This window comes from Peribacillus simplex NBRC 15720 = DSM 1321 (assembly GCF_002243645.1).
GTDB classification, from domain to species: Bacteria; Bacillota; Bacilli; order Bacillales; family DSM-1321; genus Peribacillus; species Peribacillus simplex.
In genome coordinates, this window is record NZ_CP017704.1 from 4257066 (window position 1) to 4280776 (window position 23711).

Here is a 23711-nt window from a genome sequence, read left to right on the forward strand (position 1 = left end):
GAATCGAGCTTCATTTCCTGTTTGTTGTTTTTTTGATATACTGTACAAATGGAAGTATTCAACATGATAGAGCTGAAAAAAAGTTTCTTTATCATAATTGAAGGTGTTAATAATGGATAAAAATTGGACGACTATTGAAACTCTGCGTCAAACCAGGCATGACTGGCTGAATAAAATTCAAATCATCAAAGGGAATCTGGAGTTGAACAGAATCGATCGTGTCAAGGGCATCATTGATGAAATCATTGATGAAATCATTGTTGAAACCCAGAATGAAGCACGCCTCTCCAGTTTGAATTTACCTAAGTTCACCGAGATGTTGTTGACGTCGAATTGGAATAATGGATCATTTTATTGCGAATATGAAATCATTGATGTTTTTGAAGGCTCAACTGAAATGGACGGGCTGATGTATCGCTGGACAAACGATTTCTTCAAAATTCTGGATAAGAATCTGGACCCGTTTTTTGAAAATATACTGGCTGTTTCCTTGTGTAAAAAAGAAGTGAGCGATATGCACTGTTCATTTCATATGCAAGGCAGGTTCATTGATCAATCACCAGTGATCGAGTTTTTGGGAAGTTCATTAACGGCTGAGCAATCAATTGAAATTCTTGAATGTAATGAGGATGAAATATTTTTTAAGATGGATATTAACTTTTAGAGAAGTATACAGCAAGAAATGACTTGCAGAAAACAAGGAAGTGATAGCATGTTTGTCGATCAAACGAAAGTCTATGTAAAAGGCGGAGACGGTGGTAACGGGATAGTTGCTTATCGTCGTGAGAAATTCATACCTAAAGGCGGACCTGCCGGCGGAGATGGCGGTAATGGGGCCAATGTCGTTTTTGAAGTGGAAGAGGGCTTGCGTACATTAATGGATTTCCGTTATCAACGTCACTTTAAGGCACCTCGCGGAGAACATGGCATGTCCAAAAACATGCATGGTGCGGCCGCAAAGGATATGGTCATCAAGGTTCCACCTGGCACGGTTGTCATTGATGATAAAACGAAGGAAGTCATTGCTGATTTAGTTGAGCACGGGCAACGCGCCATTATCGCCAAAGGTGGCCGCGGAGGCCGGGGAAATTCCCGTTTTGCCACACCTGCCAATCCTGCACCTGAAATCGCGGAGAACGGGGAACCGGGCCAAGAACGCGATATAGTCATGGAATTGAAACTATTGGCTGATGTCGGTTTGGTTGGTTTCCCAAGTGTAGGGAAATCCACGTTGCTTTCTGTCGTATCCGCAGCAAGGCCTAAAATTGCCGAATACCATTTTACGACGATCGTACCGAACCTGGGAATGGTGGAAACGGAAGATCACCGCAGCTTCGTCATGGCCGATTTACCTGGTCTGATCGAAGGCGCTTCAGAAGGTGTGGGCCTTGGACATCAATTCCTGCGCCATATTGAAAGAACGAGGGTAATCGTTCATGTAATCGATATGTCGGGTCTTGAAGGCCGAGATCCATATGAAGACTATCAAACAATCAATAAAGAGTTGGAAGAGTATAACCTGCGCTTGACTGAACGTCCGCAAATCATTGTAGCAAGTAAAATGGATATGCCGGACTCAGAAGATAACTTAGCGGCATTCAAAGAAAAGCTGGAAGAAGACTATCCTGTCTTCCCTATTTCTGCCGTGACGCGTGAAGGGATCCGTGAGCTTCTTTATGCAATTGCCGATAAAATCGAAGAGACGCCTGAGTTCCCTCTTGAACATGAAGAAGAGAATACTGGAATCCACCGGGTTCTATATAAACATACATCACAGACTGATGAATTTAACATTGAACGCGAGTCCGATGGCAGCTTTGCCGTATCAGGATTCAAGATCGAGCGTCTATTCAAAATGACTGACTTCACCCGTGAAGAGTCAATACGTCGTTTCGCCAGACAGCTTCGTTCATTCGGAGTCGACGAAGGCCTTCGCCAAAAAGGTGCGACAAATGGCGACATCGTCCGTATCCTTGAATATGAATTTGAATTTGTTGATTGATTGTAAACCATGATGGCAGGCAAAAGGAGGCGTGCGGAGTTTGAATAAGGCCGATCAGAAGTTTTTCCTCGTTCGAGAGGATGTCCTTCCCGAAGCGATGAAAAAAACGCTGGATGCAAAAGAAATGATTGAACGGGGAAAAGCAGAATCAGTTTGGGAAGCGGTACAGCGAGTGGATCTAAGCAGGAGTGCTTTTTACAAATACCGTGACACGGTTTTTCCGTTTCATACAGTTGTTAAGGAAAAGCTGATTACACTGTTCTTCTATCTCGAAGATCGTTCTGGTACTCTATCGGAGCTCTTACGGCTCGTCGCCTCATCCGGATGCAACATCATGACCATCCACCAAACGATTCCTTTGCAAGGACGTGCAAATGTCACCCTATCCCTGAATACAGGTGGGATGACGATGAATATTGATGAACTGCTTACTAAACTGCGTAAAATGGAGTTCGTCGAAAAAGTCGAAATCATTGGTAACGGCGCATGAAAACAGCCTGTACATTTCACATGTACAGGCTGTTTTTATTTGTAAGAGGAAATTAACGATTAACTATTGTAAAAAATCAGAAAATGGCATAACATAAACAGTAGATTTTCCGTGAGAAGGAGTTTATAATATGACATCAAAAATTGCATTTCTTGGACCAAAAGCAACGTTCACGGATTTAGCTGTATCGCGACTATTTCCTAATGATATAAAAATACCGATGAACACGATTCCGGACTGCCTTGATGCTGTTCGGGACGGGGAAGTGAATCACGCGCTCGTGCCGATCGAGAATGCTTTGGAGGGTTCGGTAAATATAACGATGGATTACTTAGTTCATGAAGTCACATTACCGATGAAAGGCGAAGTGACGATTCCAATCCAACAGCATTATATGGTACATCCGGATCATGCATATCCTGGTTTCAAACCTGACATGGTTTATTCGCATTCCCATGCCATCGCTCAATGCCGCAAATTTCTACATAATGAGCTAAGGGGCATTCCTTATGAGTATGTTACATCCACTGCAGCCGCTGCGAAGATGGTGATGGAGAATCCCGATATCAATATTGCTGCGATTGCAAATGATATGGCTGCAGAGGAGTACGGATTGACGATTGTAAAACAAAATATTCACGATTACGAACATAATCACACCAAGTTTATCGTCGTATCCAACAGTGAAGTCGACTATGAAGGGCATTTGACCGTTGAAGGGGACAAGAAAACGACCTTGATGATTCAGCTGCCTGCCGACCACTCAGGGCAGTTGCACCAAGTCCTTTCCGCGTTTTCCTGGAGGAAACTTAACCTTTCAAAGATTGAATCAAGACCCATGAAAACAGGATTAGGCAATTACTTTTTCATCATCGACATTGAAATGCCCCTTGATGATGTTCTCATCCCAGGAGCGATATCTGAGCTTGAGGCCTTAGGGTGTACGGTTTCGATCATGGGAAGCTATTCATGCTTTAAAGTCCAAACTGGAGTACCGCAACGATGATTTATCATTTTTGAACTTCAGCTGAGTTTTATACAATGAATAAGAAGGGTGCCCCGGGAGTATTTCCGGGGCGTTTTTTTGTGTGGTTTATATTTACCTTGTACAAGTTCCTAAAACGGTTGGCTGTCATTTTATGAATATAGAAATAGGCAGGTAAAGGGCAGGAAGGAAGGCATTCATTTTTTAATTTTGAGGATGATGGGCGAAAGTTTTTCATTATAAATAGAGCACATGATTCTGGATGAAAAACAAACACCTATTGTAATGAACGCAAATACAATAAGTAAATCCCGGTAGGCCGCCTGTGGAAATAGGAACAGTAATACATACGTTGATGACTAAATCAGTGGATGCACCTTTTTTTAATCAAAAATGCAGAGAGAGGGTGGTGGTCAGCAGAGATGGATAGTCAATTCAAAGAAACTTTCGGTTCTTGGACTCAAGCGATAGGAACTGTCATTTCTGCTGTTGCGGGTACACCATCCAATGTCTTGGACGAAGAATTTCGTGAAAAGTTGGATTTGATTGGAAATGAACTTCAAGCAACAGGAAATGCCCTATTGGCGGACGCAGAAGAAACCTGGTCGCTGGATAAATTCGGTAATGTATTACAGGCGATCGGGAATTCGACGGTTATCTTAGGATTAGTCATTGATTTCGATGAAGTAACCAAACAGGAATTGATCATTAAAGGCAATCTGATTCAAGCGTTGGGCGGAGGTACCGCTTTGGCGGGGGCATTCGAAAATCCAGATGAACCGGAGCAGGCTTTCAATGTTACGGGAAATTTGTTGCAGGCGATTGGGAATTCGATGCAAGCGATAGGTGGAATTGCCGAACTTAAAAATAGTGTTCAAGATAAAGACCAAGAAAAGGATCAAGAGCAAGAAGAACAAGATAAGGAGGAGCAGGAGCTACAAAAATATCAATATCCTGATTTGGAAGAGAAGCCATCTGATGCTGAATTGGTTCAAGTGATGGGAGGCTGGATTCAGGCAGTCGGCTCCGTCATCAGTCTTATAGGGCAGTTGAGAAGTAACGAAGAAAACTCCGGGGATGACAGCTCAAATGATAGCAATGCCAATGATGAGTGAGCATAAGGCCAATAAAAAAACCCTCAAAATTTAGGCTTTTGAGGGTTTTTCGTTAATTCAATCGACTAAAATGCCTGCATCCCTCAAAGCACACTCCGCTTCGTCGAGCAGTTCTTCAGATGATGCGCTCAGTGTATGAAGATGGATGCCGCTCGTTAGTTCCGATAAAAAAGATGCGTTCGTTGCCGTCACCCTTGAAAGGAATTGCTGGACTTCTTTACGGCTGCTGACCATGATGGAAGCAGTTAGGTCGCCGTATACGGGGTGCTCGATTTTGACATCCTTCACCGTGATGCCGATATCCACGAGTAAATATAGCTCTTCCTGGGTCCGGGAAGGATCGTGCTGGCAAGCAATGATCCTTTCCGGCTTTTGAGTGCTCCCCGTTTGTAAGTACAGATAGCCTTGGCTCGTGGCAATGATAGGTTCATTCCGCGCTTTCAGGAGGGTTATGTCACCAACGATAACCTGCCGGCTTACATTCGTTATCTGCGAAAGCTCGCTGCCTGTTACTGGCTCCGTGCTTTTTTGCAATAAATGTAAGAGTTTCGTCCGTCTTTCTTCCCCGAGTAATTTCTTTCTTTCCATAAACATTCACCTCTTTAATTACAATCATTCTAACACAGAATGGACGGTTTTATCGAATGGCAGCTATTCCTTCGATGCAGTCTGCCAACTTCTGAATGTCGTCGGCCGTCGTGTTTTTGCCAAAGGAAAAGCGGACGAATTGATGGGCTTCATCTTCGCTTTTCCCAATGGCCATCATCGTTTTTGAAGGATCCTGTTTACCGATTTGACAGGCGCTTCCCGTCGAAACAGCGAATCCTTTCTGGTTTAATTCCAGCATGATGTACTGTCCTTGCAATCCAGCGAAGGTCAGCGCCAGAATGTGAGGCAATTGCTCGTTTTTTGCTTCGATGATTTGAAAATCGATTTTCCTTTCCGTTAGCCGTTGAATCAATTGCATCCTAAGTGTGGAAATCCTTTTTCGTTCATCTTCCATGATATCCCCCAATTTCTTAGCAGCGGTTACAAAGGAAGCTATTCCGGGGACGTCCACTGTTCCTGGTCGGAAACCATATTCATGAGTGATATTCGGTACCGAAGGCTTCAACTGATGGATGGCCGGGAAAATGACGGCCCCAGTCCCTTTTGGACCATAAACTTTATGACTGGAAATGGATAGTCCATCACATGAGGCAGCAATCTTCCCAAGCGGTAATTTAGCAAATGATTGGACACAATCCACATGAAAAAAAGCCTGGTGTTTTCGAACGATTTCACTTATTTGCTCAATGGGTTGAATGACCCCGATTTCCGAATTCACATGCTGGACAATGACCAAGCATGTTTTCTCCGACATACATTCCTGCAGATGTTCAATATCAACACGGCCATCTTCCAAATGCCGTAAATAAGTAACCTCGAAACCTTCTTGTTCAAGCTTTGCCACGAAATTGCCAAGTGATGCATGTTCAGTTCGGCTTACAATCAAGTGGTTCTGCCAGGATGGTTTCGAAGCGATGAATGTATCTATGGCAAGCATGTTGCTTTCTGATCCGCCGCTCGTAAAGATGATTCCTTCCTTTTTTATGTTCAGCATTTCTGCTAGTTGCTGCCGTGACATATCCAATAAACGTGCCGCTTCAGAGCCAATATCATGCAAACTGCTCGCATTCCCGAAAAACTTCCGGGATGCTTGGCTGAATACGTCGAGAGCCTCCTCATCAATCGGAGTTGTAGCGGCGTAATCCAAATAAATCAAGAAATCACTTCCATCCTTTAAACTTAAAAAACTCTTGATTATAGTTTAATAATATGTAAATATAGTTGTCAAGACACCTGTCATAAACAGGAGGAATGAAAAAATGGTAAAAGCGGAAATCATCGTGATAGGCAGCGGGATTGCTGCCTTGAAAACGGCATTGGAAGCAAGTGAACATAAGCATGTGATACTCATCACAAAATCAAATATCCGTCATGGTAATTCTTATTTAGCTCAGGGCGGGATTGCTGCTGCAATATCTGATCGTGACAGAGTATCTTTACATAAAAAAGATACGCTGGCGGCTGGTCAGCGATATAACAAGGTGAAGGCAGTGGAAAAACTCGTCGAAGAGGCACCTTCGGTTATAGCTGAACTTATTGAATCGGGTATGCGATTTGACCATGATCATGACGGAACTCTATTACTTGGCATGGAGGGCGCCCACAGTGAACGAAGAATCCTTCATAGTCACGGGGATGCTACAGGAAAGTACATCATGGAACATCTTATAGGGTGCTTGAAAAAATCATCGATTACTGTAATGGAGAATGTTGCTGCAGTGGAGTTGATCATCGGGAAAGATGATTCTTGCATAGGCGTCAACACACTTGATAAGGCAGGGGAACTTGTTACCTATCATGCTGAACAGACGGTTTTGGCGACAGGCGGCTGTGGTTCCCTATACCATTTCACTTCAAATTCACAAACGGTTTCAGGTGATGGAATCGCACTTGCATTCAAGGCCGGTGCAAAAGTTCGTGACATGGAATTCATACAGTTCCATCCGACCCTGCTTTTTGTAAATGGCAAAGCGAAAGGGCTGGTCTCAGAAGCTGTTCGCGGGGATGGTGCGAGATTAGTGACGGAAATGGGAAGGCCGATCATGGAGGATGTCCATAGCTTGAAAGATCTAGCACCAAGGCATATTGTTGCACAGACGATTTTTTCTTATTTGCAGCGCGGTGAAAAGGTATTTTTGGATATTTCGATGATTAAGGATTTTAAAAATCGTTTTCCGACAGTGAGCTCATTATGTGAAAAAAGCGGGCTGGACCTTCAATTGGGAAAAATTCCCGTTGCACCTGGAAACCATTTTCTAATGGGAGGGATTGAAGTGGATGAATCGGGGCAAACCTCTGTCCCATCTTTGTATGCAGTTGGTGAAGTGGCATGCACGGGTGTACACGGTGCGAACCGATTGGCAAGCAACTCCCTTCTCGAAGGGCTGGTTTTTGGAAATACGCTTGGCCGTTTGCTTGCTAAAGTGCCGGCAAGGTCGATACCGGAAGAAAAAGAGCAGTCCAAGAGTTCCAGTCAATTTTCCTTTTTACCTGATCTCACGACATTGCAGGAAAAATTAATGAATGAAGCGGGAATCGTTCGAAATGAAGCGGGTTTAACTCGACTGAAGGATTATCTTGAGACATTCAATATCGAAAAATTGCTGCATATGGAAGTAACGGCATTACCGATACAAGAAATAACGAAAATCAATGCCATAATCGTGGCGTGGCTGATTGCCGAATCCGCATTGACCAGAACGGAAAGCAGGGGCGGTCATTTCCGCAGTGACCATCCAAGCGAAAATGACGCCCAATGGCTTGAAAATTCGGTTATCCTTGCTTGCACGGATGTGAAAAACCGAGTGAAAGGGAGACGACTATATGAATATATTGAAGCTTAAGCAGATGCTGCAACAATTTTTAATGGAAGATATAGGGGAATGCGATGTAACGAGTGATACGATTTTTGATCAAGGTGAACAAGGAACTTTGACTTTCATCGCAAAAGAAGGCGGGGTCTTTAGTGGAGGGGACGTCATCAAGACGGGATTTGCATTGTTGGATGAGCAAATCGAGGTTTTCCTTTTTGTTCAAGATGGCGAAGTTTTTGCAGAAGGACAGCAGCTTGCAAAAATGACCGGCGATATGGCCTCTCTTTTAAAAGGGGAACGGGTTGTTTTGAATTTAGTGCAGCGTATGTCCGGCATCGCCACGCAGGCTCATAAAGCTGCCATGATTTTAGCGGGGACGAAGACGAGAGCTTGTGATACGAGGAAAACTACACCAGGCCTGCGGATGCTTGAAAAATATGCGGTCCGTTCCGGCGGGGCATTCAATCACCGATATGGTCTGTATGATGCAGTCATGATAAAGGACAACCATATTTCTTTCGCTGGGTCCATAACGAAAGCGGTTCAAACGGTAAAATCCAAACTGGGACATACCACTAAAGTGGAAGTGGAAACGGAATCAATACAACAGGTGCTTGAAGCAGTGGAAGCCGGTGCAGATATCATCATGTTCGATAACCGGAGCCCCGAAGAAATCAAGCAACTGATTAAACTGGTTCCCGCCCACATCATAACTGAAGCTTCTGGAGGGATCCATTTAGGAAATCTAGCCTCATATCGGGAAACAGGGGTAGATTATATTTCGTTGGGCAGCTTGACGCACAGTGTCAGGGCACTTGATATTAGCGCGAAGGTCAAAGAACGTGAGGGGATAATGAAATGAACATATTGGAGATGGCTAGTACAGCAGGAAATGCATTGCCTGAAAAGTATAAAACGATGACAAAGGAAGATATGGAGAATCGGGTCCATGACATCAAGAAACGACTGGGGAACCGTCTTTATATCCCAGGTCATCATTATCAACGGGAGGAAGTCATTCAATTTTCGGATTCAACGGGAGATTCACTTCAATTGGCTCAGCTTTCCGCGCAAAATCGCGAAGCGGATTATATCGTGTTTTGTGGCGTGCATTTCATGGCTGAAACAGCCGATATTCTGACGGAAGAAGGGCAGACGGTTATCCTTCCTGACATGCGTGCAGGCTGTTCCATGGCAGATATGGCGGATATTGAACAAACGGAACGGGCGTGGACAAAGCTTCAGGATGTATTTGGCGATACGATCCTACCGCTTACTTATGTTAATTCGACCGCGGCCATCAAAGCTTTTGTAGGGAAAAATGGCGGGGCGACCGTGACGTCTTCCAATGCACAAGGGATGGTCTCGTGGGCCCTCTCGCAAAAAGAAAGGATTCTTTTTCTTCCCGATCAGCATCTTGGGAGGAATACAGCCTTTGACCTTGGAATTCCATTGAATGAAATGGCTGTCTGGGATCCGCATAATGATGAATTGATCTATGAAGGGGAACTTGATGATCTGAAGGTACTTCTTTGGAAAGGACATTGTTCGGTCCATGAAAATTTCACTACGGCGAATATTGAAACGCTTCGAGCGGAGCAGCCAGAAATGAATATCATCGTTCATCCCGAATGTCGCCGTGAGGTAGTCGCACTGTCAGATTATGCGGGTTCGACATCGTACATCATAAATATGATCGAAAGAGCCGAACCAGGTAGTTCTTGGGCAATCGGCACGGAAATGAACCTTGTCAAGCGACTTATTGCCAATAATCCTGATAAGAACATCATCTCGTTAAATCCGAATATGTGTCCATGTCTTACAATGAACCGGATTGATCTGCCTCACCTGCTGTGGGCGCTTGAATCCATTGAAGAAGGTATAATCATCAATCCGATAAAAGTGGAGAAGGGCATTGCGGATAATGCCATCCTAGCTTTAAACAGAATGCTGGAACGCGTTTGAGTAAGTGCCTTCCATCTTAAAAAGACTTTGGGATCATAAGAAAAAGGGGGGCAAGGCCCCCCCTTTTTTTTTATGTAATCGAAACAGGTAAGAACTTTTAAAGGTTATTCGCTTTAAAAGTATTGCCTTCATTCATATCTCCGGATTTAAATCCTTTATTGAACCACCGTTTCCTCTGTTCGGATGTACCGTGCGTGAAGCTGTCTGGCACCACGTACCCCTGTGCCTTTTCTTGGATACGGTCATCCCCCACACCACTTGCTGCATTCAAGGCCTCCTCAAGATCACCTTTTTCAAGCAAATTCTCTCCTTGGACATGATGTGCCCAAACTCCAGCCAAATAATCGGCCTGTAATTCAAGACGGACAGAGTACCTATTATATTCGGTCTCGCTGACCTTTGAACGATCGGGCATTTCCTTTTCCGTTGTCCCTATAAGTGTCTGAACGTGATGTCCGACTTCGTGGGCAATGACATAGGCCATGGCGAAATCTCCGGGTGCCTGGAATTCTTGCTTCAACTCTTGATAAAAGCTGAGATCAATATATAGTTTCATGTCACCCGGACAATAAAATGGCCCTACTGAAGAAGCTGCCATCCCGCAAGCAGATTCGACACTACCTGAATACAAGACAAGGGTCGGTTCCTTATATTCCATGCCATTTTTACGGAACTCTTCTGTCCAGACCTGCTCCGTTTCTGCAAGGACGACAGATACGAACTGCGCAAGTTCCTTCTCTTCATCAGTTTCGACATAAGTGCTGCCATTGTTAGATTCAGTAGAATTCAAGCTGCCTAGCAATTCGCTTGGATTACCGCCAAGGAGCGTCACGATCAATACGATTACCAATCCGACCCCTCCGCCGATTCCGGCCATGCCTTTTCCGCTCATGCCTCTTTTGTCCTCGACATTCGAGCTGCCCTGTCTACCTTTCCATTTCATTATTATTCCTCCCAGGATATAAGATAAGTACCTGAAGACAAGCCTTAGGTCATTTACTTTCTTATACCCGGATTTCCCTTGATTTAGACAGAGCATCATACATGATGGCTTACTAACCTAAAAACCATTGCTTCTTTTTATTAGATGAATGCAATGGTTTTAGTTATATAGATGAAATCCAAAGTGGTGGATTTCCTTATTAGAGAGATATCAAATCATTTATTTCCTCTCCAAAAAGTACTTTCCATTTCCCTAAATCATTGATCCAATCATAAAAGTCATTTTTCACGCATAAGTTTTCATGATAAAAATAATAGCAATTCACCCACTGCTTCATAGAATATATGGACATATGCACAGGAGGGGTTAACAGCGTGAAAATTCATATAGTCCAAAAAGGCGATACACTTTGGAAACTCGCCAAAAAATACGGCGTCAGTTTTGAAGAACTTAAAAAAGTTAACGCGCAATTGAGCAACCCGGACATGATGATGCCCGGAATGAAAATTAAAATACCAGGGACATCCGGAGCAGTAATAAAAGAAACGGGTAAACCAAACGTGAATATTCAGCCGGGAATGAAAGAATCCCAAATTCTACCGTACCAGGCTCAGCCTGCACCTATGAAAGAGCAACAAGTTATGCAAAAACCGGCTATTAAAGAACAGCCTAAATTTCAACAGCCCGTAAAAGAACAGCCTAAATTTCAACAGCCGATAAAAGAGCAACCGAAATTTCAACAACCGATAAAAGAACAGCCAATTGTTCAGAAACCAGTCAAAGAGCAGCAGATCGTTCAACAGCCTAAGAAAGAGCAGCAGATCGTTCAGCCAAAGCCAATCATTAAAGAAAAGCAAATAATCGTTCCAAAAGAAGTGCCGGTGCCCATGCCAGTGATACCGGAAATCGATATCAATAATTATTATATGGTCAACATGACCAATATGAGTGTGCAAAAGCCTCCTGCACCACCACCTTTACCAAAGAAAAAAGAAGAACCTGCAGTCACTAAAAAGAAGAAGAAAAAGCCAGCTGTACAGCCAGCTCAGGAAGATTTTGAGCCGGTGGATGATTGTATCCCGGTAACGCCAATTTTTCCAGGAAGCGGTTATTGTATTCAGCCGCCACCGTGGGCGCATATGCCCATGCAAGCCCCATATCAAGGCGCTCAAGGGTATCAGGCGGCTCCGGAAACACATGGTTATCAAATGATGGAAGAGAGCTCCGGTGTTTGGGGAGAATCTCCTGACATGCAAATGATGGATCAAGGATTCGTCCAAGGGGCGAGCATGAATACACCAAGCCAGCAACATTATCCATATCAAGCCTCCGCACCGGTTCCGCACCATTATTATGGAGGGATGAATCAACAAGCTCAAGTAGCAGGTTCATATATGCCACAAGATTTTGAGTCACCAGACGAATCGCCATCTTCATACAATAACAATAACTATAACTTCCCTCAGCAGTATAACCAGACTGCCGGTGAAGAAGAAGAAGATTGCGGCTGTAATAAGGGATTACTTGGAACTTATGGGCCGGAAGTGAAGGGGCAGTATCAAGGAAACCAAAAAATGGATGCAAATGCACAACACCATCCAGACTATCACCAATATCAATATGAAGATGAGTCAGTAGAATCGTATGATGAATTCATGATGATGGGCGGTCAAAACGGAGGCCAGCCAGGCATGATGATGGGCGGCCAAAACGGAGACTTACCTGGCATGATGATGAGTGGTCAAAACGGAGGTCAGCCGGGCATGATGATGGGCGGTCAAAACGGAGGCCAGCCAGGCATGATGATGGGCGGCCAAAACGGAGACTTACCTGGCATGATGATGAGCGGTCAAAACGGAGGCCAGCCGGGCATGATGATGGGCGGTCAAAACGGAGGCCAGCCAGGCATGATGATGGGCGGCCAAAACGGAGACTTACCTGGCATGATGATGAGCGGTCAAAACGGAGGCCAGCCGGGCATGATGATGGGCGGTCAAAACGGAGGCCAGCCAGGCATGATGATGGGCGGCCAAAACGGAGGCCAGCCAGGCATGATGATGGGCGGCCAATACGGAGGTCAGCCAGGTATGATGATGGGCGGTCAAAACGGAGGCCAGCCAGGTATGATGATGGGCGGCCAAAACGGAGGTCAGCCAGGTATGATGGGTGGCCAAAACGGAGGCCAGCCAGGCATGATGATGGGCGGCCAAAACGGAGGCCAGCCAGGTATGATGATGGGCGGTCAAAACGGAGGCCAGCCAGGGATGATGGGCGGCCAAAACGGAGGCCAGCCAGGTATGATGATGGGTGGCCAAAACGGAGGCCAGCCAGGCATGATGATGGGCGGCCAAAACGGAGGCCAGCCAGGTATGATGATGGGCGGTCAAAACGGAGGTCAGCCAGGTATGATGGGCGGCCAAAACGGAGGCCAGCCAGGCATGATGATGGGCGGCCAAAACGGAGGCCATCCAGGTATGATGATGGGCGGTCAAAACGGAGGTCAGCCAGGTATGATGGGCGGCCAAAACGGAGGCCAGCCAGGCATGATGATGGGCGGCCAAAACGGAGGTCAGCCAGGTATGATGATGGGCGGCCAAAACGGAGGCCAGCCAGGTATGATGATGGGCGGTCAAAACGGAGGTCAGCCAGGGATGATGGGCGGCCAAAACGGAGGTCAGCCAGGGATGATGGGCGGCCAAAACGGTGGTCAGCCAGGTATGATGATGGGTGGTCAAAACGGAGGCCTACCAAGCATAAAGGAGATTCAAATAGGAGGTCCTCCAGGCATGATGGGCGGTCAAAATGGAGGCCAGCCACGGATGATGCCGGGACAGTTTGGTGGTCAGCCGTGGATGATGCCGGAACAGTTTGGTGGTCAGCCGGAAGCTATGTTACCAGGACAAATGGGAGGCCAGCCAGGCCAATTCGGGGGCGTACGTGCGCCTGAAACATTTGGGATACCGACATATGCAGATGAAAGCAATGACTACTAATTATCAAGGAGATAGTGTTTTTAACACTCGTCTCCTGTCTTATTTAAATCGTAAGCCTAAGAAAGTCCACCATATTCAAAGCAGTGTCTATTTAATATCTTTTGAAAAGGGTCATCCAATGATCCTTAAAGGATTTGACAGTTTTGAAAAATGGGATCGGCAAAGAGAATTGACTTCTTTGTTAAAACAAAAGGGATTTCATCAAACGTATTATATTCATCAGAATTTAATGCCCTTTCAATTTAAAGGGAAATGGTATGGCAGTATGGACTATTTTCCGCCGAATAAGAAAAAATTTAAATTTTCCAATCATAAGGACCGCTTAGAGGGCATTCAGTTACTGGAAAGCTTCCATGATGTGTCGGAACATCTCTCCATTAACGCTCCTGCGTTCAATCAATCAAAAAAGTGGAAAGAACGCTTATCACTATTTAAAAAGAACTTTTCTTATGTTCGCCAATATGTTTCCGAGGATATTATCAAGGAATGGATCAGATGGGGTGAATGGTCGCTAGAGGGGTTTGATAAAAATCAGTCTTTATGGAATAAGGAAAAGAAAGTCATCATTCATGGTGATTGTGCCCACCATAATTTCTTGCGGAGAGCGGACGGCACTTTGACTATAATCGATTTTGACTTAATGGCAAATGCCCCGAGGTGCATTGATTATTTACAATATGCAAATCGAATTTCGCATCATTTGGAAGATGCGGCCACCGAGCTGTGGGAAGTGCCGCAATTGCAAAGATATCAGTCAGACCTGGCCTTTTTATATGCTTTAACTTATCCTACCGATATTTTCCGTGAATGGAATCGTCTTAATAAAAGTTCTTCTCAGCTTCATTCGGTCTGGAAAATGTCCGTGGAAGGTTTTTCGGAGCGAATGGAGATGAATGAAAAATTGGCGAAAAGGATTTCTTCCCTAAATAGGAATTAAAACGGGTTTTTGGCCGTAACTTACAGAGTACATTTCCAGTTCGACACCCATGCTAATTATGAGCGGAATATAGCTCATTCTATTGCAATGGGAGGGTTATTGGTGCAGAAAATAAAATGGGCACTGCCGCTTTGTACGGTATTGGCCGCCGTCAGTTTGGTTGGATGTGCTAATAATGATACAGCGGAAAATGAAAATATCACAAATGAAACAGGGTACCATGAAAAAGATGCATTGGTACGCAACATCAATTATAAGAATATGGTGCAAGGTCTATACGATAAAGATGGTTCGTACAGTAAGAGTGATCGTAACTACCATGGACATGAAAGTAAACCGCTTAAGGCACGATCATCTTATTATAATTCTTATGAAGGCGATTTAGCCGACAAAGTCAATGGTGCCGCCAATAAAGTCGAGCCGGTTACCGATGCCAGGACAATTATCATGAAAGACGAAATGCTGGTAGCCTTGCTGCTTGATGATTACAGCCAAGCAAAAGATGTTAAAGAAAGAATCAAGAAGGAAATCGGGCCGCTTACCAATGGCCGGACCCTATATGTCACCACCGATAAAGGTGTCTATTTCAGGACGATGACACTGGATAACGATCTTCGGGATGGCGATACGAGGGAAATGATCATTTTGGATGCCAATGACATGTTCGATAACCTTAACATTCACGAAAATCACTTGAAATAATTAGTGGGCTGACCCGATATGGAGTCAGCTCTTTTTGATTTTTTTCTGGTTAATAATCCTTATTTGGGGTCAAACTACATAAAAAGTAAACGCCTTAAGAGGTGAGTATATTGACTAATCAACTTAGAATCCAATTTTTCATGACACTTTTCATATTGCCATTTTGCTTAACCGTTTTTGCCGAAGAAACCGTTCAAAAGGAAAATGATCCAATTGAAAGGAAGGTCATTCTTCAGCGTATGTATTTGGATGGCGAGTTAAGTGAAGAGAAATTGACAGAAACAATTTGGTCGATGGAGGACTTTTGGTCAAAATATGAAGGATGGAAAGTAGTCGATCAAAATGAAGAGCAGATTGTCATGAAGAAAATTGAAAATGACATATCTCCGCTTTTAAAAGCGAATGGTTACCTTGGGATGAGGAAAGATGGTACGTTATCCATTTTTATCGGAAGGCCAGAGCACGCCAAGATCATTCATACTTTCTACCAAATAGACATTGGTAAACTTGAAGTATACAAGCAGGAGGAACTGCAAAAAGGGATTCCGATCATGAATAAAGACCAATATAAACAGCTCATTAAAGAATATGAGCCATATTCGGTAAATTAGGATGGGATGACACCCATCCTCTTTTGTTTTTCAACGAAAAACCAAAATCCCCATATGCAATAAAATGGGATATCCTCCATTGTAAAAGTCATTGCGCCAACTAAATAACTTTTAATGAACAACCTACCCTTTTTATGATAAAATGAGAGGTACAGCAAAATCAGGGAGAGAATTAATTTGTATGATTATATAAAAGGCAAGGTCGATTATATTGGGCCTGAATACATAGTTGTGGAAAATGGGGGGATCGGATATCAAGTGATGACGCCGAATCCTTTTATTTTTTCCGCTCAATACCAGAAGGAAGTCCAAGTTTTTTTGTATCATTATGTTCGTGAGGATATGGCTGCATTATACGGATTTCAGACTCGTCAAGAAAAGGCGTTATTCACAAAATTATTGAATGTAACCGGAATCGGGCCGAAGGGTGCTCTAGCCATATTGGCATCAGGCCAAGTTGATCAGGTGGTGCAGGCAATCGAAAATGAAGATGAATCGTTCTTGGTGAAATTCCCGGGAGTCGGAAAGAAAACGGCACGGCAGATGATTCTCGATTTAAAAGGGAAACTTGAGAACATTATTCCGGATGCGTTTCCAAGCTTGTTTAACGAAGGCGTCACGGCTGCACTCAGTCCAAATGGTTATACGGAGGAATTGGATGAAGCCATTCTTGCCTTGAAGGCTCTTGGTTATTCTGAAAAGGAAGTCCAAAAGGTTGCCAAGAAATTGCAAGCTGAAGATATGACGACCGAGCAATATATTAAGAAAGCATTGCAAATGATGTTAAGATAAGGAGTGGCGCAATGGAGGAGAGAATATTCAATCAGGAAGCCGATTTGAACGAACTGTCCTTTGAACAAAGCCTGCGGCCGCAAAACTTAAAGCAATATATCGGACAGGATAAAGTGAAAGCGAATTTGAGTGTATACATCGAAGCGGCAAGGATGCGTGAAGAAACGCTCGATCATGTACTTTTATATGGACCTCCTGGCCTTGGAAAGACGACGCTTGCCGTCATCATCGCCAATGAAATGGGTGTGAATATCCGCACGACTTCCGGTCCCGCCATTGAGCGGCCGGGAGATCTGGCGGCCATTTTGAGTGCACTTGAACCGGGTGATGTATTGTTCATTGATGAGATTCACCGTCTTCCACGTGTCGTTGAAGAAGTGCTATACCCGGCTATGGAGGACTTCTGTCTGGATATTGTAGTCGGTAAGGGGCCGGAAGCCCGTTCGATCAGGATCGACTTGCCGCCGTTCACACTCGTAGGTGCCACGACACGTGCAGGCTCACTGTCTGCACCGCTCAGGGACCGTTTTGGCGTCTTGAGCCGTCTTGAATATTATACGGAAAACCATTTGACCGATATCATCATCCGTACAGCAAGAATCATGGATACGGAAATGGATGACCAAGCAGCGGCTGAGCTGGCAAGAAGGTCTAGGGGCACCCCGAGAATCGCTAATCGGCTTTTACGGAGGGTCAGGGATTTCGCCCAGGTACGCGGTGATGGTACGATAACGGCCGAACTTGCCGATTATGCGCTTGAATTAATGCAGGTCGACCGTTTAGGACTCGATCATATTGACCATAAATTACTTAAAGGGATCATTGAAAAATTCCGTGGCGGACCCGTGGGACTGGAAACGATTGCTGCAACGATTGGCGAAGAGGCACATACGATCGAAGATGTGTATGAACCATATCTGTTACAGGTCGGTTTTCTTCAGCGGACCCCAAGAGGCCGGATGGCAACACAGCTGGTTTATGAGCATTTCGGCATGGAGATGCCTGAATGATGAATATACCAAAGATGGTCATGATTCTGGGTGTGATTATATTCGTGATTGGTTTTGCGATGAAATATATTCATCTCGGCAGGCTGCCGGGAGATATATTACTGAAAAAGGGGAATACGACGTTTTACTTCCCTATCGTTACATCAATCATCGTCAGTGTTGTGTTGTCCGCGATTTTTTATTTGATCGGCCGTTTTAAATAATGATTACAGCTTGATAGACACGTAAGGAAGTGGAACAGATGAAATTGGATATGTTTGATTTTCATTTACCGGAGGAACTGATTGCCCAAGTTCCTTTGGAGGATAGAGAAGCGAGTAGATTGATGGTGCTGGACAAAGAAACTGGTAAGCTCCAGCATGATGTATTCAGCCATATCACGGAATATATCAAACCGGGAGATTGCCTAGTGTTGAATGATACGAAGGTGCTGCCGGCACGACTATACGGCAGTAAAGAAGGAACGGGTGCAAAAATCGAAGTATTGCTGCTTAAGCAAGACCATGATGATGTATGGGAAACGCTTGTGAAGCCAGCCAAAAGGATTAAAGAAGGCTCGACAATCGTTTTTGGCGATGGTAAGCTGAGTGCCGTCTGTACAGGAGTACTCGAGCATGGCGGCCGTATCCTTGAATTTAAATATGAAGGCATATTTTATGAAATACTAGAGAAGCTTGGCGAAATGCCATTACCTCCATATATCAAGGAACAGCTCGACGACCAGGACCGTTATCAAACGGTTTATGCGCGTGAACGGGGATCTGCAGCGGCACCTACCGCTGGCCTGCATTTTACAGAGGATTTGCTCGAGAAACTTAAAGGGATGGGTGTCCACATCGCTTTCATCACGCTGCATGTTGGGCTTGGTACGTTCCGTCCAGTAAGTGTCGACGATATTGACAGCCACGAAATGCATTCGGAATTTTATCAAATGACGGAAGGCACTGCCAGATTACTGAATGATGTGAAAGAAAAAGGCGGGAAAATCATTACGGTCGGCACTACGTCCACAAGGACATTGGAAACGATTGCGTCCCGAAATGATGGGGTTTTCAAGGAAGAGAATGGCTGGACTAGCATCTTCATTTATCCTGGTTATGAGTTCAAAGGGATAGATGCGATGATAACGAACTTCCATTTGCCTAAATCGACTTTAATCATGCTTATTTCTGCACTTGCAGGCAGGGAGCATGTCCTTCATGCATATGAAACGGCAGTGGAAGAAAAATACAGGTTCTTTAGTTTTGGAGATGCAATGTTAATTAAGTAATATATAAGAGTGAGAAGCTCTTGAAGGGAGTTATTGCGTTGACTGCAATACGATATGAGTTAATCAAAACATGTAAACAGACAGGGGCACGGCTAGGCCGGGTCCATACGCCGCATGGTTCTTTTGAAACGCCGGCATTTATGCCGGTTGGAACGATGGCTACTGTCAAAACGATGTCCCCGGAAGATTTGAAACAAATGGGGGCAGGTATCATCCTGAGCAATACATACCACCTATGGCTGCGTCCGGGGCATGAAATCATCAAGGAAGCTGGCGGATTGCATAAGTTCATGAACTGGGATCGGCCGATTTTGACCGACTCAGGCGGCTTTCAAGTCTTTAGTTTAAGCGAGTTCCGCAAAATTGAAGAAGAGGGTGTACATTTCAGGAACCATCTGAATGGCGATAAATTATTTTTATCTCCGGAAAAAGCGATGGAAATACAAAATGCGCTTGGCTCTGATATTATGATGGCATTTGATGAATGTCCGCCATTTCCAGCGACTGAAGAGTATATGAAGAAGTCGGTTGAACGGACATCGCGCTGGGCGGAACGCTGTTTAAATGCACATGAGCGTCCAAATGACCAAGGGCTGTTCGGAATCGTTCAAGGCGGGGAGTTTGAAAATCTTCGCAAACAAAGTGCAAAAGACCTTGTCTCCCTTGACTTCCCGGGTTATGCTATTGGAGGACTATCCGTAGGGGAACCGAAGGATATCATGAACCGCGTCCTTGAATTTACAAGTCCGCTGCTGCCAACTGACAAACCGCGTTATCTGATGGGGGTCGGTTCACCGGACTCTTTGATCGATGGGGCACTCCGCGGTGTCGATATGTTTGACTGTGTACTGCCGACGCGAATTGCGCGTAATGGTACGCTCATGACGAGCAATGGGCGGCTGGTTGTGAAAAATGCGAAGTATGCACGCGATTTCGGTCCAATCGATGAAAATTGCGATTGCCATGTTTGCAAGAATTATAGCCGGGCATATATCCGCCATTTGATTAAATGTGAAGAAACCTTTGGGATTCGTCTTACGACTTACCATAATCTTCATTTTCTGTTAAACTTGATGGAACAGGTCAGACAAGCTATTCGAGAAGATCGTCTTGGAGACTTTAGGGAAGAGTTTTTTGAGCAGTATGGTTTCAATGAACCAAATGCGAGAAACTTCTAATTCCATACATATTTTAATGAACGAAAGGAGTGAATATACAAAATGGGTTCTTTAACACAAATACTTCCGTTGATTTTAATGTTCGTATTGTTCTATTTCTTATTGATCCGCCCTCAGCAAAAACGCCAAAAAGCTACGCGAAACATGCAAAGCAGCTTGAAAAAAGGTGATAAGGTTGCGACTATCGGCGGCATGCACGGAACAATCGATGCAATCGATGAACTGCAAATCGTCATTAAATCATCAGACGGTACAAAACTAACTTTTGACCGTGCTGCAATCCGTGAAATTACGGAAAGCGCACCGAATAAAGAAGCAACTCTATAAAACAAACGAAAACCGGGCCATTTGCCCGGTTTTTTGCTGTGTTTTTTAATCGGTTCGGGAGTCGGAGCTCATGTTGACCCCAAGTACGCCACCCATCATGGCCGTAATCACAAAACAGCCATAGTATATCCATTGCTTGATCGTGAAAAGTGCATCGTGACCTAAATATTGAAAAAGGAACACGACCAACAGATAAAGCAGCCCAGTGCTTCCGCCCAAGAATAGTCCTTGCTTTTTCCCTTTGCCTCCTGAAATGAATCCACCAATGAACAGCGATAAAAAGGACACGATCATGATCACGTATGTCAGGGATGATTCCGTCAGTGAAGTAAAACGAAGAAGGATGGAAACGATTAAACTTGCAATCATCGCTATCGCAAAGATGGAGCCTACGCCATAAATTACGGCGACACTCATTTTTTTAGTTTCGATGGGTATTCCTCCTTTTTAAAAGGCTGATACGTATAGCCTGTTTATGTGTTTGTACAAGCATATTCCCCGTATCGAACCTTTAGACCAGGTTTAAGAAGCTTCCCGTAAAATTAGAAAAGATTATGGAGTAATTTTTCAGTTCACAAGCCATGCTATGGATGAAGGAAGTGTTATTGAAGTGGATATCTATCTAGGGGTTATTTTTCGAACGACGGTAATCTATCTAGTCATCTGGTTCCTTTTTCGAATGATGGGTAAGCGGGAAGTTGGGGAACTGAGCGTTCTTGATTTAGTGGTATCCATCATGATAGGGGACATTGCTGTGCTATCCTTTGAAGATTTGGAAAAACCGTTTATCCGGCAGACCATCCCAATGTTTGTCCTCGCGATCCTCCAAATTACATTGGCATTTGCCTCATTGAAAAGTGTCAAATTCCGCTATTTCATGGACGGTAAGCCGCAGATCATCATTAATCAGGGGAAAATAGATGAAAAAGCGATGCGCAGACAACGATATAATTTTGATGACTTATTGACCCAGCTTCGTGAACAAGGAATTATTGATATAAACGAAGTTCAATTTGCCATCCTTGAAACTTCAGGAAGGCTCTCAGTGATTAAAAAATGCGACGAAGAAAGGTCGGAAAGTCAGGTACCATTCCCACTAATTGTCGACGGAGAGATACAGGAAGAAAATCTTGATAAAATTGGGAAAAACCATTTTTGGCTCCGGCACCAGTTGAAAAAATTGGGAGAAACGAATATTAAAGAGATTTCGATTTGCGGGTACATAGATGGCCAATTTTACATTGATAAAAATGAAACGAAGAAATGACCGAAGCCTTTTAATGCTTCGGTTCATTTTATTTCCAAGCGAATTTTGATAAAAAGCCGCCCACTACAGGAATCCTGATCAAATCCGCCTTTTTTATGCTGCCGGTCATGAGCAGGAAAAATGTGAACAGCAGGATAACGACCGTCACGGAAAGCAAAAGCCGTATGCCAAGAGGCTGTGAGGAGAGCGGGAATTGATAAAGATAATAACCGCCCCATCCGGAAATTAAAGCAAGGACCAAAGCTGACATATAGCTGCGGAAATGAAGCGTGAAAGGGACGACCTTCAGCACGGTTGAAAAATGCAGGAAGGTAACGAGCATCGTACCGACAGCTATCCCAATTGCGGCTCCCATGATCCCGAAACTTTCCTTTGACGCCAGCAGCCAGATCACACCGATTTTAAGGATGTTCCCAGCCAGGCTGTTGAACATTGCTGCCTTTGCAAGATCCAGTGCTTGCAGCATGGATTGCAGCGGATATTGAAAGTAATAAAGGATGAAAAAAGGTGCCAGGAATTTAATGAAAACAGCAGCATGCGAAGAGCCATACATGACTTGTAAAATCGGTTCGGCAAAGATGAACAGAATGACGATAGCTAAACAGCCTGTGATAAAGGTGATTTTCAGGGCCTGCTGAAGCCTGTGTTCAACGAGTAAAAAGTTTCCGGTCGTACGGGCTTCACTCACTGCCGGGACAAGTGCCGTCGCCAATGATGATGTAACGAAGGAAGGTAGCATGAGTAAAGGCAGGGCGTACCCTGTTAACTCTCCGTATTGACTTGTGGCTGCGGCCGCGGTGACTCCGGCAAGTGCCAAACTCTGGGCGACCACTATCGGTTCGAAAAACCACGAAACCGATCCAATCATCCTGCTTCCGGTGGAAGGAAGGGCAATCCCCATCAATTCGGTGAACGTTCCTTTTCCGGATTTGACATTCTTGAAAAAACCCTTTCTGAACTTAAAATGTTTCTTTAATTTAAAGCTGGTCAATAAGTAGATGAGAGATACAAGCTCACCGATAATCGATGCGAACATCGCCCCGGCTGCAGCATATTCGATTCCATATGGCAAAAAGGCCTTCGTCAGGACGGCTATGAAAGTGATTCGGGCCACCTGTTCGATAACTTGTGAGAAAGCGAAGGGCTTCATATTTTGCTTGCCTTGGAAATAACCTCGCAGTACGGATGAAATGGCGATGATCGGTACGATAGGGGCAATCGCCATTAGAGGCCATACCGTCCGTTCGTCAGTGAATAGGTATTCTGAGAGAGCCGGTGCGAAAAGCAGCATCGCAGGAGTGAAAATCATCGATAGAGTAAAGGTGCAGGCCAAAGAGACGACAAGGATTTTCTTGATTTTCCGCTCATCGCCTCTGGCATTGGCCTCAGCCACGTATTTCGAAATGGCGATTGGCAGGCCTAACTGGGTTATGTTCACGACGAGAAAGAGGGTCGGTAAAGCCATCATATATAAACCAACGCCTTCTTCGCCGATGAAGCGGGCGATGACAATGCGGTTAATGAAACCAAGAACCCTTGTAATCAGGCTTGCGATTAATAAAATCAGCGTCCCTTTTAAAAATTTGGACATTGAACTCCCTCCCTGCCTTCTCAAAAAAGCGGTTATGCTATACAATTATCTATATGCTTGTACTTGGACAAAGCATGACAAAAGTGTTTGTTTGCGTTCTTACAAATGATC

General features: G+C 44.4%; 23 protein-coding genes and 1 pseudogene. 19 read left to right on the plus strand and 5 right to left on the minus strand.

Annotated features, from left to right (window positions below):
* The first annotated feature begins 112 nt into the window (after window positions 1-112).
* The 5 genes from BS1321_RS20545 (at window position 113) to BS1321_RS20565 (ending at window position 4592) form a co-directional block, all read left to right on the plus strand.
* Window positions 113-664 carry a Spo0B domain-containing protein gene (locus tag BS1321_RS20545; protein WP_063232839.1) on the plus strand — a complete coding sequence of 184 codons (552 nt, stop codon included), beginning with the start codon at window positions 113-115 and terminating at the stop codon, window positions 662-664.
* Window positions 665-712: 48 nt separating this feature from the next.
* The gene (gene obgE, locus BS1321_RS20550; protein ID WP_063232840.1) at window positions 713-2002 is read left to right on the plus strand and encodes a GTPase ObgE; all 1290 of its coding nucleotides are present in this window, start codon (window positions 713-715) and stop codon (window positions 2000-2002) included.
* Between the two features lie 97 nt (window positions 2003-2099).
* Window positions 2100-2492, plus strand: coding sequence for an ACT domain-containing protein (locus tag BS1321_RS20555; protein WP_230160348.1), 393 nt, complete (start codon window positions 2100-2102; stop codon window positions 2490-2492).
* A gap of 130 nt (window positions 2493-2622) precedes the next feature.
* A complete protein-coding gene (gene pheA / locus BS1321_RS20560; protein ID WP_063232842.1) occupies window positions 2623-3498 on the plus strand; it encodes a prephenate dehydratase in 876 nt (291 codons plus the stop codon).
* 401 nt (window positions 3499-3899) lie between these two features.
* Window positions 3900-4592, plus strand: a complete 693-nt coding sequence (locus tag BS1321_RS20565; RefSeq protein WP_063232843.1) for a DUF6944 family repetitive protein — start codon at window positions 3900-3902, stop codon at window positions 4590-4592.
* 57 nt (window positions 4593-4649) lie between these two features.
* Here the strand turns inward: BS1321_RS20565 and BS1321_RS20570 are convergent, their stop codons facing one another.
* Entirely contained in the window at window positions 4650-5180 is a 531-nt protein-coding gene (locus tag BS1321_RS20570; RefSeq protein WP_063232844.1) for a transcription repressor NadR, read from the minus strand.
* Between the two features lie 49 nt (window positions 5181-5229).
* Complete coding sequence (locus tag BS1321_RS20575; RefSeq protein WP_063232845.1) at window positions 5230-6357, minus strand: IscS subfamily cysteine desulfurase; 1128 nt, start codon at window positions 6355-6357, stop codon at window positions 5230-5232.
* Window positions 6358-6460: 103 nt separating this feature from the next.
* Here BS1321_RS20575 and nadB point away from each other — a divergent pair, with 103 nt between their 5' ends.
* The 3 genes from nadB to nadA are packed head-to-tail and all read left to right on the plus strand — an operon-like array spanning window position 6461 to window position 9979.
* Entirely contained in the window at window positions 6461-8044 is a 1584-nt protein-coding gene (gene nadB, locus BS1321_RS20580) for an L-aspartate oxidase (RefSeq protein ID WP_069981690.1), read from the plus strand.
* Entirely contained in the window at window positions 8025-8876 is an 852-nt protein-coding gene (gene nadC, locus BS1321_RS20585) for a carboxylating nicotinate-nucleotide diphosphorylase (protein ID WP_063232846.1), read from the plus strand. The genes nadB and nadC overlap by 20 nt, the downstream gene beginning before the upstream one ends.
* Window positions 8873-9979, plus strand: a complete 1107-nt coding sequence (nadA, locus tag BS1321_RS20590; RefSeq protein ID WP_063232847.1) for a quinolinate synthase NadA — start codon at window positions 8873-8875, stop codon at window positions 9977-9979. The genes nadC and nadA overlap by 4 nt, the downstream gene beginning before the upstream one ends.
* 97 nt (window positions 9980-10076) lie before the next feature.
* On the opposite strand, the gene ypfJ is transcribed toward nadA, so the two are convergent.
* On the minus strand, window positions 10077-10922 hold the full coding sequence (gene ypfJ, locus BS1321_RS20595; protein ID WP_063232848.1) for a KPN_02809 family neutral zinc metallopeptidase: 846 nt from the start codon (window positions 10920-10922) through the stop codon (window positions 10077-10079).
* A gap of 374 nt (window positions 10923-11296) precedes the next feature.
* Between ypfJ and safA the strand changes: the two are divergent.
* From safA to yajC, 10 genes and pseudogenes are all read left to right on the plus strand, one after another.
* A pseudogene (gene safA / locus BS1321_RS28795) lies at window positions 11297-11441 on the plus strand (SafA/ExsA family spore coat assembly protein); the annotation flags it as partial.
* 2448 nt (window positions 11442-13889) lie between these two features.
* Window positions 13890-14852 (plus strand): phosphotransferase, encoded by a 963-nt coding sequence (locus tag BS1321_RS20605; protein WP_081112886.1) that lies wholly within the window; start codon window positions 13890-13892, stop codon window positions 14850-14852.
* A gap of 102 nt (window positions 14853-14954) precedes the next feature.
* Complete coding sequence (locus BS1321_RS20610) at window positions 14955-15554, plus strand: YhcN/YlaJ family sporulation lipoprotein (protein ID WP_063232885.1); 600 nt, start codon at window positions 14955-14957, stop codon at window positions 15552-15554.
* A 101-nt stretch (window positions 15555-15655) separates the two neighbouring features.
* Window positions 15656-16165: a BofC C-terminal domain-containing protein gene (locus BS1321_RS20615; RefSeq protein WP_375781439.1), complete on the plus strand. Its 510-nt coding sequence runs from the start codon at window positions 15656-15658 to the stop codon at window positions 16163-16165.
* Window positions 16166-16342: 177 nt separating this feature from the next.
* On the plus strand, window positions 16343-16957 hold the full coding sequence (gene ruvA / locus BS1321_RS20620) for a Holliday junction branch migration protein RuvA (RefSeq protein WP_063232887.1): 615 nt from the start codon (window positions 16343-16345) through the stop codon (window positions 16955-16957).
* A gap of 11 nt (window positions 16958-16968) precedes the next feature.
* Window positions 16969-17967: a Holliday junction branch migration DNA helicase RuvB gene (ruvB, locus tag BS1321_RS20625; RefSeq protein WP_034308811.1), complete on the plus strand. Its 999-nt coding sequence runs from the start codon at window positions 16969-16971 to the stop codon at window positions 17965-17967.
* Entirely contained in the window at window positions 17964-18170 is a 207-nt protein-coding gene (locus BS1321_RS20630; RefSeq protein WP_063232888.1) for a DUF2905 domain-containing protein, read from the plus strand. Before ruvB ends, BS1321_RS20630 begins: the two co-directional genes overlap by 4 nt.
* Window positions 18171-18208: 38 nt before the next feature.
* Window positions 18209-19237, plus strand: a complete 1029-nt coding sequence (gene queA / locus BS1321_RS20635) for a tRNA preQ1(34) S-adenosylmethionine ribosyltransferase-isomerase QueA (RefSeq protein WP_063232889.1) — start codon at window positions 18209-18211, stop codon at window positions 19235-19237.
* Window positions 19238-19275: 38 nt separating this feature from the next.
* Window positions 19276-20415 carry a tRNA guanosine(34) transglycosylase Tgt gene (gene tgt, locus BS1321_RS20640; protein WP_063232890.1) on the plus strand — a complete coding sequence of 380 codons (1140 nt, stop codon included), beginning with the start codon at window positions 19276-19278 and terminating at the stop codon, window positions 20413-20415.
* 42 nt (window positions 20416-20457) lie between these two features.
* Window positions 20458-20742 carry a preprotein translocase subunit YajC gene (gene yajC / locus BS1321_RS20645; RefSeq protein ID WP_063232891.1) on the plus strand — a complete coding sequence of 95 codons (285 nt, stop codon included), beginning with the start codon at window positions 20458-20460 and terminating at the stop codon, window positions 20740-20742.
* A gap of 45 nt (window positions 20743-20787) precedes the next feature.
* Here yajC and BS1321_RS20650 read toward each other — a convergent pair whose 3' ends face one another.
* Window positions 20788-21159, minus strand: coding sequence for a TIGR04086 family membrane protein (locus tag BS1321_RS20650; RefSeq protein WP_174524159.1), 372 nt, complete (start codon window positions 21157-21159; stop codon window positions 20788-20790).
* A 193-nt stretch (window positions 21160-21352) separates the two neighbouring features.
* Between BS1321_RS20650 and BS1321_RS20655 the strand changes: the two genes are divergently transcribed.
* Window positions 21353-22009, plus strand: a complete 657-nt coding sequence (locus BS1321_RS20655; protein ID WP_260399481.1) for a DUF421 domain-containing protein — start codon at window positions 21353-21355, stop codon at window positions 22007-22009.
* 28 nt (window positions 22010-22037) lie between these two features.
* Here BS1321_RS20655 and spoVB read toward each other — a convergent pair whose 3' ends face one another.
* Window positions 22038-23600: a stage V sporulation protein B gene (gene spoVB / locus BS1321_RS20660; RefSeq protein ID WP_063232894.1), complete on the minus strand. Its 1563-nt coding sequence runs from the start codon at window positions 23598-23600 to the stop codon at window positions 22038-22040.
* Between the last annotated feature and the right edge of the window lie 111 nt (window positions 23601-23711).

What these genes read in the sequence shown, in the direction of transcription:
- BS1321_RS20545 (WP_063232839.1), top strand. Translation starts at nt 113, where the DNA reads ATGGATAAAAATTGGACGACTATTGAAACTCTGCGTCAAACCAGGCAT.
- obgE (WP_063232840.1), top strand. Translation starts at nt 713, where the DNA reads ATGTTTGTCGATCAAACGAAAGTCTATGTAAAAGGCGGAGACGGTGGT.
- BS1321_RS20555 (WP_230160348.1), top strand. Translation starts at nt 2,100, where the DNA reads ATGAAAAAAACGCTGGATGCAAAAGAAATGATTGAACGGGGAAAAGCA.
- pheA (WP_063232842.1), top strand. Translation starts at nt 2,623, where the DNA reads ATGACATCAAAAATTGCATTTCTTGGACCAAAAGCAACGTTCACGGAT.
- BS1321_RS20565 (WP_063232843.1), top strand. Translation starts at nt 3,900, where the DNA reads ATGGATAGTCAATTCAAAGAAACTTTCGGTTCTTGGACTCAAGCGATA.
- BS1321_RS20570 (WP_063232844.1), bottom strand. Translation starts at nt 5,180, where the DNA reads ATGGAAAGAAAGAAATTACTCGGGGAAGAAAGACGGACGAAACTCTTA.
- nadB (WP_069981690.1), top strand. Translation starts at nt 6,461, where the DNA reads ATGGTAAAAGCGGAAATCATCGTGATAGGCAGCGGGATTGCTGCCTTG.
- nadC (WP_063232846.1), top strand. Translation starts at nt 8,025, where the DNA reads ATGAATATATTGAAGCTTAAGCAGATGCTGCAACAATTTTTAATGGAA.
- nadA (WP_063232847.1), top strand. Translation starts at nt 8,873, where the DNA reads ATGAACATATTGGAGATGGCTAGTACAGCAGGAAATGCATTGCCTGAA.
- ypfJ (WP_063232848.1), bottom strand. Translation starts at nt 10,922, where the DNA reads ATGAAATGGAAAGGTAGACAGGGCAGCTCGAATGTCGAGGACAAAAGA.
- BS1321_RS20605 (WP_081112886.1), top strand. Translation starts at nt 13,890, where the DNA reads ATGCAGATGAAAGCAATGACTACTAATTATCAAGGAGATAGTGTTTTT.
- ruvB (WP_034308811.1), top strand. Translation starts at nt 16,969, where the DNA reads ATGGAGGAGAGAATATTCAATCAGGAAGCCGATTTGAACGAACTGTCC.
- BS1321_RS20630 (WP_063232888.1), top strand. Translation starts at nt 17,964, where the DNA reads ATGATGAATATACCAAAGATGGTCATGATTCTGGGTGTGATTATATTC.
- queA (WP_063232889.1), top strand. Translation starts at nt 18,209, where the DNA reads ATGAAATTGGATATGTTTGATTTTCATTTACCGGAGGAACTGATTGCC.
- yajC (WP_063232891.1), top strand. Translation starts at nt 20,458, where the DNA reads ATGGGTTCTTTAACACAAATACTTCCGTTGATTTTAATGTTCGTATTG.
- BS1321_RS20650 (WP_174524159.1), bottom strand. Translation starts at nt 21,159, where the DNA reads ATGAGTGTCGCCGTAATTTATGGCGTAGGCTCCATCTTTGCGATAGCG.
- spoVB (WP_063232894.1), bottom strand. Translation starts at nt 23,600, where the DNA reads ATGTCCAAATTTTTAAAAGGGACGCTGATTTTATTAATCGCAAGCCTG.